Raw genomic sequence first — 11983 nt, 5'->3', positions numbered from 1 at the left:
GAACTGGTCGTAACAGATTACGTTGCTACGCTTTAAGTCCAGTAAGGAGCGACTCCATGGTGTCGCTTTGCTTACGCAGTTGATCCACGTTTTGTGAAGTCGTGCTGATCATATTGCACACGTTATCTGCTTGAACTCGAATCTCTTCAACGCTTGAGGCGATATTGTCAGCGACTACACCTTGTTCTTCAGCCGCTGTTGCAATTTGAATGCTACTGTCGGAGATAGTTTGATTTTTATCTGCCAAAGAGCCGATTTCGTGATTCACTTCCGTCATGAGGTTTTGTCCCTCATTTGCATTGTTGACAGTCACTTCCATCAGTTTAGTAAGTGATTGACTGTTACACTGTAATGATTCGATCATCGTTTGGATTTCAACCGTCGCTTGCTGAGTGCGTCCCGCAAGAGCGCGAACCTCATCCGCAACGACCGCAAATCCACGACCTTGCTCACCAGCGCGTGCTGCTTCAATGGCTGCGTTCAATGCAAGTAGGTTAGTTTGCTCGGAAATCCCATTAATGGTTGTCACGACTTCATCAATTTGTGCGGCATTGGCATCTAACTCCGCTACTGCTTGAGACGCAGATTGAATCTCATTAGAGAGGTTCGAAATCGAGTGAAGCGTATTCTCTACTTTTACTTGTCCAGACTGAGCCACGCTGCGCGCATCATCGGTTTGCGCGCTTGAATCGTGAGCTAATGTCGCGACTTCTCGAATCGTTGATGCCATCTGTTCCGTTGCACTCGCAAGAGAGTTGAGGTGCTCTTGTTGCGTCGCAGAAATATCTGAACTGTGATGAATTGATTGATTCAGGTCTGAGCTAATTTGTTGCATTAACGCCACAGACTCTTGAATCGACAGCACCATTTGTTGCTCTCGTTCTGCAACTTTGTCTATCGTAATAGCAATTTCACTAAACTCGTCGCGAACTGGGAAGAAGTTCATTCTCGCGGTTAGGTCACCATCCGCTAGGGTGTTTAATGCTTTATTCATCGTGAACATTGCGCCGCCGATAAACGTCATGATGTAGTAAACGCCAAGCGCGAGAATAAACAAGCTCACACAGATGATGCTCACTTGAGTCGTTGATAGGGCAGTCCATAGAGAAAGTTCATGGTTTGCAACCAAGCTGTACGCACCATTTAGAACAGACACGGATTGCGGACCAGAGCCAAGAGAAACGGTTTCTGAACCAGCTATGAGGTTTGCTACTTGCGATTGAGAAAGGTTGCCTGCCTCTATCAGACCTTTCATAAGCATGAGCTCTTCTTGGTACATACTTGAGATCAACGTATTAGCCGCGCTATTAAGGACGAGAGTGAGAATGACTAAAGCAAGAAGAGGGAGAACGAAGAGCAAATAGAACTTTTCTTGAATCTTTAAGTGAATGAGATACTTATCAATCCAGCGGAATGGAATTTCTTTCATAATTATAATAACCGTGCAAAAACCCACTATCCTTAGTGGGGTGAATAGACGAAAAGAATATATCACTCAGTAAAAAGAAGCGGTACAAAGATGAACGTAAAGTGTGAGAGATTTATAGTAAAAGGTCACGTTCAAGGCGTCGGCTTTCGTTACCATACTTCCCATCAAGGATTGAAACTGGGTTTGACGGGTTACGCGAAGAACCTAAACGATGGTGATGTTGAAGTGATGGCGTGTGGAACAGACGCACAAATAGTTGCGTTTTCCGAGTGGTTGAAAGAAGGCCCGCGAACGGCAACAGTAGAGAGTGTGATACAGGAGTCTGCGTCATATAAGCCGTTGCGCGGTTTTAAGATTTTGTAAATTCTACAAGCATTTAGCTGGCTTTGGTAGGCCGGCTAATTTAGTCGCTTGTTTGGCTGGCCCCTTTTTAAACAGCTTGAATAGATACTTACTGTTACCTTTTTCTGGGCCGTGCGCTTTTTCCATTGCTTTGACAAGCATACGCACAGCAGGGGAAGTATTAAACTCTTCATAAAAATCTCGCACAAAGTGCACAACTTCCAAATGAGCATCCGTAAGCTCGATGTCTTCTTCTTTTGCTAAAAGCTCAATCATACCTTCTTCCCATTGAGTATGATCCAGTAAGTAGCCTTGAGCATCAGTTTCAATTTCTTTGCCGTTGTAAACGAACATAACGTTTTATCCGTTAAGTGAACATGGATGTTTATAGATTAGCGACAGGTGAGGATGTTCTCAACAAAAGAATCTCGAAGTAGTGCCGAGCGAAGCAAAAGCGTACAAAATGGTGAGTGCTTTTTGACTGAGCCAGGTGCTTTGATACAAATGCTCTTTTATTCAAATAAATAGGAAACTATTCAGTTTGTTAGAAATTTTTCGGGGTGAGTACTCGGGAATTTGCATAGATATACACAAACGTCTCAATTTGTGATTGGTTTGTCAGTTAAATTGGCCGTTTTAGATAGGTCAATCACAACGAGCGTAAACAAGGTTAAAATCAAGAGAATAAATTTTAAAGAATCGTTATGTTTTTGAGGGTTTAATAATGACTGGGAGCTATTAAACCGGATATGGAATGGTCGGATCTTTTAGTTTCAATTGGATGGGCGTTGTTGCAAGCCAGCTTTACGATATTCTCTTTTCTCTGTTTGATGGGAGCTGTACAACATAAACCTTTAAAAAAGAAATATGCTTGGCTGCGTTACTTTTACGGACCACTCCTTTTTGTGAGTTGGGGAGCCATGCTACTGACGCCAGCAATATCAGCATATAGGCTATTTAGTGTCGCTGAGGAATCACTCGTCTGGTTACCTGCGCTCAAGATGTTCAGTTACTGGTGGATTGCGTTTGGAGTATTTTGCATTTTGTTATCAGTTGATGAGCGACTACGAGCTTAAGATCAGTTTTCCTTAAATAAAACACCTAAATACAAAATTGCCAGTTGAGCTTACTAACTGGATATAGATGGCAGAGCAGTTTTATCGAAGAATTTGTTTGAATTAGATGTCTAATAAGTGCAATTTTATATGCGAGTGAATAGCTTACGACGTTGTGTTTGCTCTTATAGACCGATATTCTCTTGGTTGATAAGCAACCTACATTCAGGTTGTAAACAATAACGATGACAAGGAGTTAGTCATGTCGAAACAACGTTACATTGAAATAAATGACAACATAAAATCCATTTGGTCTATCGAGCGTATTTGGGATCTCGCGGAGTCCCTACCTGTAGAAGAAATTGCTATTGATGATATCAAAGGCCCTAATGAAGTGACCTGGTTTAGTGATGATGGACCACAGCCAACCTGTCGTGAGATCGCGAAGCATTGCCAACGCATCAACAATGCCGATTTGTCGTATCCCGTAATTTTAACCAATGATTACCGCGTTTTTGATGGTATGCATCGAATCGCCAAGCAAATCATGTTGGGTGAAGATACGATTAAAGTGAGACGTTTTAGAGAAAATCCTGAGGCTGATGAAGTTATCGAGTTAGCAGTCGAACAGGCGTAATGCACTTAACCACTAACAAAGAAAAAGCCCGAAGGAGTTACCTTCGGGCTTTTAGTATTCACCTTAGAGCGAACGATTAATCGTCGTTCATAATACCTAGAATGCTTAGTAGGCTGATGAAGATGTTGTAGATTGATACATACAAAGTCACTGTCGCAGAGATGTAGTTTGTTTCACCGCCACGAATAATGCTTTGTGTTGTCATCAGGATCGCCATCGTAGAGAAAATGATAAACAAGCTGCTCAACGCCAAGTGTAAAATGGTTGATTGAATAAAGAAGCTTGCAATCATACCCACAACAAGCACAACAAACAGCGATAGCATCAAGCCGCCCATCATAGATAGGTCACGTTTTGTTGTTAGTGCATAAGCTGATGCCGCCATGAAAGATAGCGCCGTACCACCTAGAGCGGTTAATACGATATCGCCCATCCCAGCACCGATGTACATGTTTAAGATTGGACCAATAGTGTAGCCTAAGAAACCAGTGAATAAGAACGTAAACACAAGGCCAAGGCTGTTGTTACGGTTTTTCTCTGTTAAGAATAACAGGCCGTAGAAACCAACCAACATTAGGATGATTCCTGGATGTGGCAGGTTAAATGCCATTGCTACGCCAGCAACGACTGCCGACCATAAAAGCGTCATTGAAAGTAGTGCGTAAGTATTACGCAACACTTTGTTTGTTTGTAGAGCACTTTCTTGTGTTGAAGTGCGGGTAAACATTGGACTGTTCATAATCTTCCTCGATAAGAGACTTTCTTTTAAGTACATTTATGGGATTGAAAGTTCAAAAAATCAAGCCCTAACCATGCGTAACTTAGATAAAATAATAATAGAAATAAGATGTTATGTATTTGACAACTTGTAACACAATATTACTGCAGAGCAAAGTCATAGTGATTGTCACACAGAATTTTGAATTTACTAACAAAAAGCACTGACTTCATTGAAATCAGTGCTTTTATTATGCCAATTGCAAAAGATCTTAGTGATGTAAGATTTGCGCTAGGAAATTTTGAGTTCGATCTGACTGAGGGTTTTCAAAGAAATCAACAGGGTTGTTCTCTTCGATGATCTCTCCTGCGTCCATAAATATCACGCGATCGGCAACCTCTTTCGCAAAGCCCATTTCATGTGTCACACAGAGCATGGTCATGCCTTCCTCGGCGAGCTCGACCATTACATCCAACACTTCGCGAACCATCTCCGGATCAAGTGCTGATGTTGGTTCATCAAAAAGCATGACTTTAGGGTTCATACACAAAGAGCGAGCAATCGCCACGCGTTGTTGCTGACCACCAGACAACTGACCAGGATATTTCTCTGCTTGGTCCGGAATTTTAACGCGTTCCAGATATTTCATCGCGACCGCTTCTGCCTCATCTTTAGGCATCTTCTTCACCCAAATAGGCGCGAGCGTACAGTTTTCCAGTACGGTTAAATGAGGGAAGAGATTAAAGTGCTGAAAGCACATGCCCACTTCACGGCGCACGGCTTCAATATTTTTCAAATCTTCAGTTAATTCCGTACCGGAAACATAAATACTGCCAGCTTGGTGCTCTTCGAGGCGGTTAATACAGCGAATCATCGTTGATTTTCCTGACCCTGATGGGCCACAGATTACGATTTTTTCCCCGCGCTTAACATCGAGGTTAATATTTTTTAGTACGTGAAACTCACCATACCATTTATTCATGTCCTTCAATTGGATCATATAGTCTTGTTGTTGCGTCATAATACGTCCTTGAGCTTGATGAGTTATCGTTTGTGACCGGTATGAAGTTTGTTTTCAAGCCATATCGAATAACGCGACATGCCAAAACAAAATACCCAAAACACCAACGCGACAAATACATAACTTTCAGTAGCAAAGCCTAGCCAGTCAGGGTCGGTGTTTGCTGCTTGTCCTATACCTAGTACGTCAAACATACCAATGATAAGAACCAAACTGGTGTCTTTAAACAATCCGATAAACGTGTTCACGATAGAAGGGATCGTAATCTTCAGCGCTTGCGGCAAGATAATAAGCCCTGTTTTTTTCCAGTAACTTAACCCAAGTGCGTCGGCAGCCTCATATTGGCCTTTTGGAATCGCTTGTAAGCCGCCCCGTACCACTTCGGCCATGTACGCCGAGGCAAACATCACCACACCAATAAGAGCGCGAATAAGTTTGTCTGTCTCTGATCCTTCGGACATAAACAAAGGCAGCATAACGGAAGCCATGAACAGAACGGTAATCAGTGGCACACCACGCCAAACTTCAATATAGACGGTACAAATACTGCGAATGATGGGCATCTCTGAACGTCTACCGAGCGCGAGTACCACACCAATCGGTAATGAAACGACAATACCGACTAACGCAATGATGAGCGTAACGAGTAATCCGCCCCATTTGTGTGTATCGACCACTTCTAGCCCAAATATCCCACCGTATAACAGCCCAGCGATAATGAATGGGTAGATGTTTACGAAGAAAAGCCAAATCCAAATCCGTTTCGGTGTCTTTTCATACGCTAGCAACACAGTAAATATAGCCAATGTGATGTAGAAAAGGCGAGGGCGCCACAGTTCAGACTCAGGATAGAAACCGTACATGAACTGCTCCCAGCGCACGCTGATAAATACCCAGCAAGCACCTTCTCGGCTGCAGTCGTCACGCGTCGAACCAATCCAGTCCGCGTTGATAAACGCCCAATCAACGATATGCCAAATTGCACTAAAGACAAGATAAGCAAGAATTACGGTAACAATGGAATTGACAGGTCCATTAAATAGGTTTTTCCGCATCCAACCAACAAAGCCGACGGTATTGGCTGGTGGCGGGAGATCCGGTTGAAATTGATGAGTACTCATATTATCTCTCCACCAGCGCGACTTTACGGTTATACAAGTTCATTAATGCAGACGTAATCAAACTTAAGGTTAAGTACACGCCCATCGTCATCGCAATGATCTCAATCGCTTGCCCAGTTTGGTTCAGGGTAGTACCAGCAAAGACAGAGACAAGATCTGGATAACCAATCGCCATCGCTAACGATGAGTTTTTGGTGAGGTTGAGATATTGACTGGTTAAAGGTGGAATAATAATTCGTAACGCTTGCGGAATGACAACAAGCTTTAAAGTTTTCGCGCGTGGTAAGCCCAGCGACATCGCCGCTTCCGTTTGACCATGGCTAACCGCATTAATACCAGAACGTACAATTTCGGCAATGAAGGAGGCGGTATAAACGCTCAATGCCAAAAGTAGTGCGGCAAGTTCAGGAATAATGCTAATACCACCTTGGAAGTTAAACCCTTTCAGTTCAGGATAATTTAGTGAAATTGGCATACCAGCAAGGAAGTAGACAATCAGCGGAAGGCCAACGACTAAGCCTAAAGCTATTCTTCCCATTGGCGTTTGTTGCCCAGTTAGGCGTTGCTTGTTATTCGCCCATACATTAATCAGCAAGCTGGCGATCACCCCGAAGATTAATGAAGCAATAACAAAGCCACTGCCTGGCTCCATGTCTGGTGCTGGAAAATATAAACCACGAACATTCAAGAAGATGGCTTCGCCAAGGCTCAAGCTTTGACGAGGTGAGGGTAATGCTTGAAGAACAGCGAAATACCAGAAAAATATTTGTAGAAGAAGTGGGATATTTCGGAACGTTTCGATATAAACAGCAGCCAAGCGACTCACTAACCAGTTAGAAGAAAGGCGAGCGACCCCCATTGTAAAACCAATCACGGTAGCCAGAATAATACCTAATACGGAGACCAGCGCCGTATTAAGAAGGCCAATAATAAACGTTCTGCCGTAAGAGTACGTTTCATCGTATTCAATTAGCGTCAGCCCGATACCAAACCCGGCTTCTTGATTTAAAAAACCGAAACCCGTAGCGATCCCACGAGCATCTAAGTTGTTCAGTGCATTATTTATAATCGTGTAAAAGAAAAATACCAGTGCAGCTATGGCAATGATCTGGAAAATAGCAGAACGAAAGGCGGGATTATAAATCAAGCTCTTGCTTCCGCTCGGTTTGGACATCGTACTTGGCGATGCATCTTTTGTCGGTTTCATACAGCGATAACCTCAAACCTTAGTTATAGATATCTGCCTGTATAAATAGTCACGTCCTTGCTGGTCGAAGCATGTTTTCACCAGAGCTAAACGGCGATATTCGAGTTGAAATAGCCTATCTAAGCGAATACTTCTTGCCATTCAATGAGCGGTCCTTACTCATACAGATGGATAAAATCAAGAAAAAGGGCGGCATGAACCGCCCTGATTAACTCGTTCTATCGGATTGGTGGCGCGTACATAAAGCCGCCTGCATTCCATAGCGCATTAACGCCACGAGAAATTTCTAACGGCGAACCAGTACCGACTGTGCGTTCGAAGCTTTCACCATAGTTACCGACTTGCTTGATAACTTGGTAGCCCCAGTCATCACGAATACCCAAACCTTTGCCTTTCGGACCGTCAACACCAAGAATACGTTTGATGTTTGGATCTTTCGATTTCAGCATTTCATCCGCATTTTTCGAACTAATACCATACTCTTCGGCGTTAATCATTGCTGATAATGTCCACTTCGCAATGTTGAACCATTGGTCATCACCTTGACGAACGACGGGACCTAGTGGTTCTTTAGAAATGATTTCCGGAAGAACGGCTGCAGAAGAGGGATCTTTCAGGTTCAGGCGCAATGCATAAAGACCAGATTGGTCAGTCGTTAACACATCACAACGTCCTGCATCGAAACCTTTTGACGTTTGGGCTGCCGTATCAAATACGACCGGCTTGTATGACATACCGCTGTTACGGAAGTAGTCAGCAAGGTTAAGCTCAGTTGTTGTACCGGACTGTACGCAAACTGATGCACCATCAAGCTCTTTTGCGCTTGAGATGCCAAGATCTTTCTTCACCATGAAGCCTTGACCATCGTAGTAGTTTACCCCTACGAAGTTGAGGCCAAGTGCAGTATCACGATGCAGTGTCCAGGTGGTGTTACGAGAAAGCACATCAATCTCACCTGATTGAAGCGCAGTGAAACGTTCTTTCGCGGTTAGGGGTACATATTTAACTTTCGTTTTATCCCCAAGAACGGCTGCAGCCAGTGCTTGGCAATATTCTACGTCGATACCTTCCCATTCACCTTTTGAGTTAGGGTTAGAGAAACCAGGTAGACCGGTACTTACGCCACAAGTAAGAAAACCTTGTTTTGTGACTTTGTCCAGAGTAGTGTCTGCTGCTTGAGCTGATGTTGCCATCATCGCAGTAGAAGCCGCTACGACGGAAGCAAGAACTGTGAGTTTATTTGCCATTTGTATCCTTCCTGTATGATCCATGTTTAATCAGGAGTGACCTGAAATAACGTGTCCAATTCGTTAGAGTTATCGTCCTACGTGATTGATTTTCGAAGAAACGGTATTCGATAGATCAACCAGTTATAAGCGTAGGAAAGGATCTGTTAATTCTCAAATATATAATTTAAATGAAGTTTTGAGAGAACTTACAAAGCGCCTTGAGATTTAGAATGACGAAATGTTAATTGTTTGTAAATAGTGCAAATCATGGACAATTTGGTGCATCAGAACAATCAATAGAAGAGTGAACAATACAAGAGAATAAAAAGTTGTTATTAAAACTGTCATTAGCTGAGCTTGGTGAAGTTCAGTAAAAATTCGAACAAAAATTATTTGTGATACCGAAACAGGGTGATGAGCTTGCCCCATTTTTGGTAGCATGGTCTGCAACAGCTAATTAGGGTAATCATGGATTGAAATGCGATATTTTCCTCTGTTCTTAGATTTAATCAATAAACCCGTTCTTGTCGTAGGCGGCGGTGAAGTGGCAAGCAGAAAGGTGGAAGCTTTGCTAAAGGCAGGGGCGGATGTCACTATCGTTTCTCCAACGTTGGTCGATTTTCTCTCTAAGCTTGCTGCAGAGCATCAAGTGCGTTGGATACAACGTTTCTATTCAAGTGACATTGTCACTAAAAACTTTGTTCAAGTGTGGGCCACGACAGATAATCCTGAGCTAAATCACCAAGTGTATAAAGATGCGAAAGAATTAGGCATCCTAGTGAACGTTGTTGATGATAAGCCTTATTGTGATTTCATTACGCCCTCTATGATCAATCGTGGCCGCATACAAATTGCTATTTCTAGTGGCGGCGCCTCACCAGTTTTAATTCGCAACATCCGTGAAAAGCTTGAATCGATACTGCCACAAAACATGGGGTTGATGGCGGACTTTGCTAACTCAAAGCGTAATTCGATTAAAGAAGCACTACCTAGCGTCGATTTACGTCGTAAGTTTTGGGAGCAATTCTTCTCGAATCCTGAGGTTGAAAACGCGAGAGATAATAGAGAGTTAGAAACGATTTACCAAGCGACCATGGCAACACCTTTGGATGAAAAGGGAAGTTGTACTTGGGTACAGGTAGGGAAAGACGTTGAGATGTTGCCAATTAAGGCCGTGCGCTACATGCAACAAACCGAGCTAGCACTTTACTCAACTCGATGCGAAGCGAACGTGTTAGAGCTAATACGAAGAGATGCAGAGCGAGAAGCTTTCTCCAGCGCAGCTGAACTCTCTGATATGTTGACCAAGGCTAAATCTGAAAAGCTTCGAGTTTGCGTGTTTATCCCTAAAGGGACGAGCGAGTTCTTATTGCTGCAAGGGCAGGACTTGGTGATATAACCACGTTAAAAAGTGGGCACTTGGCTTGCTCGATTAAAAGGCCAACAAAAACGCCAGCGAACTATGCGCTGGCGTTTTTAAACTAAGTTACTTCTCAGACAGATTAATCACGGAAGTTGTTAAACTGGAATGGTAAGCCCATCTCTGCTTCACGAATCGCTGCCATTGTCGCTTGCAGGTCATCACGTTTCTTACCAGTAACACGTACCTTGTCGCCTTGAATAGAGGCTTGTACTTTTAACTTTGCGTCTTTGATAAGTTTCACTACTTTTTTGGCTGTTGGTGTATCGATACCTTGGCGGAAAAGCAGAGTTTGGTGCCAGTTCTTACCAGTTACATCTGGGTCCTGTGCATCCATTGCGTTTGCATCAATATTACGCTTTGCCAAGTGGCCACGTAAAATATCGCGCATTTGCTTAAGTTGGAAGTCACCTTCCGCAGACATTTTTACGTTTTCTTCTACTAGCTCAAAGCTCGCATTAACGTTGCGGAAATCGAAACGAGTAGACAATTCACGGTTAGCATTATCAACGGCGTTACGTAGTTCAACCGTATCGATTTCAGAAACAATATCAAACGATGGCATGAAGATTCCTTGATTATTTTGTTATAGGGACTTTCGGGATTTAACGGCGTTTGCCAGCATATCTAGCATTGTAGCAGTATCTTCCCAGCCTAGGCATGGGTCTGTAATAGATTGACCATACGTTAGGTTGTTGATGTCAGTCATTGGCTGATTGCCTTCAAGAATAAAGCTTTCAGCCATGATACCCGCAATACGAGTACTGCCTGACTTAATTTGGTTACAAATGTCTTGAGCAACGTCGATTTGTTTTCTGTGCTGCTTCTGACAGTTTGCGTGGCTGAAATCCACAACCAAACGTTGTGGCAAGCCAAACTCGGCTAGAGCATCACACGCTTGTTTTACTGACGCTTCATCAAAGTTAGGGCCTTTCTCTCCGCCGCGTAAAATAATATGACCATATGGGTTACCACTTGTACGGTAAACCGTCATGCGGCCATTCTTATCTGGAGAGTAGAAGTAATGCGAGGCTTTCGATGCGCGAATTGCATCAATTGCAATTTTTACGTTGCCATTTGTGCCATTTTTGAAACCAACTGGGCAAGACAGCGCCGATGCCATTTCACGGTGAATTTGCGATTCTGTTGTACGAGCACCGATCGCGCCCCACGTGATCAAATCCGCGATGTATTGACCCGTAATCATATCAAGAAACTCAGTAGCAGTCGCAAGACCAAGCTTGTTGATATCCAGTAGTAGTTTACGTGCTTTATGGAGACCAGCTTCAAGCGCGTAAGAGCCATCTAGGTTAGGGTCGGTAATTAAACCTTTCCAACCAACTACTGTACGAGGCTTTTCAAAGTAAGTACGCATCACGATAAACAGTTCGTCTTTGTACTTGTCTTGGATTTCACTCAGGCGAGTGGCGTAATCAATGGCAGCTTCAGTGTCGTGAACAGAACACGGACCTACAATCGCAAGAAGGCGATCGTCTTCACCCGATAAAATGTTTTCAATCTGACGACGAGATTGAGCGATACGGTCTGCAACGTCATCCGTAATAGGATGTACACTACCTAGCTCTGCTGGGGTAGGCATTGGACCCAAAGGTTGGGTTCTCAATTCATCTGTTTTTATAGGCATGTTATAGCTTTATTCTCTATTGCGAAGGGGTAAAGATAACGGAATTACAGGCAGGAATAAACCGTTTCACGGGAATCTTCGCCAGGAAATACCGAATTGTATACAAAGGTGTAGGTATTCATTTAAATGACTTATGTATAAATGACAAAACTTGATCAT

Annotated in this window: 14 protein-coding genes; 5 read left to right on the top strand and 9 right to left on the bottom strand. The window is 43.2% G+C overall.

Annotated features, from left to right (window positions below):
- Window positions 1-25: 25 nt before the first annotated feature.
- A complete protein-coding gene (locus OO778_RS09110; protein WP_264909302.1) occupies window positions 26-1429 on the bottom strand; it encodes a methyl-accepting chemotaxis protein in 1404 nt (467 codons plus the stop codon).
- A 90-nt stretch (window positions 1430-1519) separates the two neighbouring features.
- On the opposite strand from OO778_RS09110, the gene yccX reads away from it, so the two are divergent.
- A complete protein-coding gene (yccX, locus tag OO778_RS09105) occupies window positions 1520-1792 on the top strand; it encodes an acylphosphatase (RefSeq protein ID WP_176319437.1) in 273 nt (90 codons plus the stop codon).
- A gap of 3 nt (window positions 1793-1795) precedes the next feature.
- Here yccX and OO778_RS09100 read toward each other — a convergent pair whose 3' ends face one another.
- Entirely contained in the window at window positions 1796-2125 is a 330-nt protein-coding gene (locus OO778_RS09100; RefSeq protein WP_005377396.1) for a TusE/DsrC/DsvC family sulfur relay protein, read from the bottom strand.
- A 395-nt stretch (window positions 2126-2520) separates the two neighbouring features.
- Between OO778_RS09100 and OO778_RS09095 the strand changes: the two genes are divergently transcribed.
- Window positions 2521-2847, top strand: coding sequence for a hypothetical protein (locus tag OO778_RS09095; protein ID WP_104969429.1), 327 nt, complete (start codon window positions 2521-2523; stop codon window positions 2845-2847).
- A gap of 241 nt (window positions 2848-3088) precedes the next feature.
- On the top strand, window positions 3089-3463 hold the full coding sequence (locus OO778_RS09090) for a chromosome partitioning protein ParB (protein WP_104969430.1): 375 nt from the start codon (window positions 3089-3091) through the stop codon (window positions 3461-3463).
- A 76-nt stretch (window positions 3464-3539) separates the two neighbouring features.
- Here OO778_RS09090 and OO778_RS09085 read toward each other — a convergent pair whose 3' ends face one another.
- The 4 genes from OO778_RS09085 to OO778_RS09070 all read right to left on the bottom strand — a co-directional run bounded on the left by OO778_RS09085 (window position 3540) and on the right by OO778_RS09070 (window position 7530).
- Window positions 3540-4202, bottom strand: coding sequence for a Bax inhibitor-1/YccA family protein (locus OO778_RS09085; RefSeq protein WP_005396571.1), 663 nt, complete (start codon window positions 4200-4202; stop codon window positions 3540-3542).
- Window positions 4203-4452: 250 nt separating this feature from the next.
- The gene (locus tag OO778_RS09080; RefSeq protein WP_005377400.1) at window positions 4453-5202 is read right to left on the bottom strand and encodes an amino acid ABC transporter ATP-binding protein; all 750 of its coding nucleotides are present in this window, start codon (window positions 5200-5202) and stop codon (window positions 4453-4455) included.
- Window positions 5203-5225: 23 nt separating this feature from the next.
- Window positions 5226-6323, bottom strand: coding sequence for an amino acid ABC transporter permease (locus OO778_RS09075; protein WP_012841798.1), 1098 nt, complete (start codon window positions 6321-6323; stop codon window positions 5226-5228).
- A gap of 1 nt (window position 6324) precedes the next feature.
- A complete protein-coding gene (locus OO778_RS09070) occupies window positions 6325-7530 on the bottom strand; it encodes an amino acid ABC transporter permease (protein ID WP_258487280.1) in 1206 nt (401 codons plus the stop codon).
- 71 nt (window positions 7531-7601) lie between these two features.
- Between OO778_RS09070 and OO778_RS09065 the strand changes: the two genes are divergently transcribed.
- On the top strand, window positions 7602-7742 hold the full coding sequence (locus OO778_RS09065; protein WP_005396568.1) for a hypothetical protein: 141 nt from the start codon (window positions 7602-7604) through the stop codon (window positions 7740-7742).
- 6 nt (window positions 7743-7748) lie between these two features.
- Here OO778_RS09065 and OO778_RS09060 read toward each other — a convergent pair whose 3' ends face one another.
- Entirely contained in the window at window positions 7749-8777 is a 1029-nt protein-coding gene (locus OO778_RS09060) for an amino acid ABC transporter substrate-binding protein (RefSeq protein WP_005396567.1), read from the bottom strand.
- Between the two features lie 460 nt (window positions 8778-9237).
- Between OO778_RS09060 and OO778_RS09055 the strand changes: the two genes are divergently transcribed.
- Window positions 9238-10158: a bifunctional precorrin-2 dehydrogenase/sirohydrochlorin ferrochelatase gene (locus tag OO778_RS09055; RefSeq protein ID WP_258487279.1), complete on the top strand. Its 921-nt coding sequence runs from the start codon at window positions 9238-9240 to the stop codon at window positions 10156-10158.
- Between the two features lie 103 nt (window positions 10159-10261).
- Here OO778_RS09055 and OO778_RS09050 read toward each other — a convergent pair whose 3' ends face one another.
- On the bottom strand, window positions 10262-10744 hold the full coding sequence (locus OO778_RS09050; RefSeq protein WP_258487277.1) for a YajQ family cyclic di-GMP-binding protein: 483 nt from the start codon (window positions 10742-10744) through the stop codon (window positions 10262-10264).
- A 21-nt stretch (window positions 10745-10765) separates the two neighbouring features.
- On the bottom strand, window positions 10766-11824 hold the full coding sequence (locus tag OO778_RS09045; RefSeq protein WP_006743262.1) for a 3-deoxy-7-phosphoheptulonate synthase: 1059 nt from the start codon (window positions 11822-11824) through the stop codon (window positions 10766-10768).
- Window positions 11825-11983: the final 159 nt, after the last annotated feature.

The organism is Vibrio sp. STUT-A16 (assembly GCF_026000495.1).
Lineage (GTDB): Bacteria > Pseudomonadota > Gammaproteobacteria > Enterobacterales > Vibrionaceae > Vibrio > Vibrio diabolicus.
This window is presented reverse-complemented; position numbering and strand designations above follow the sequence as displayed.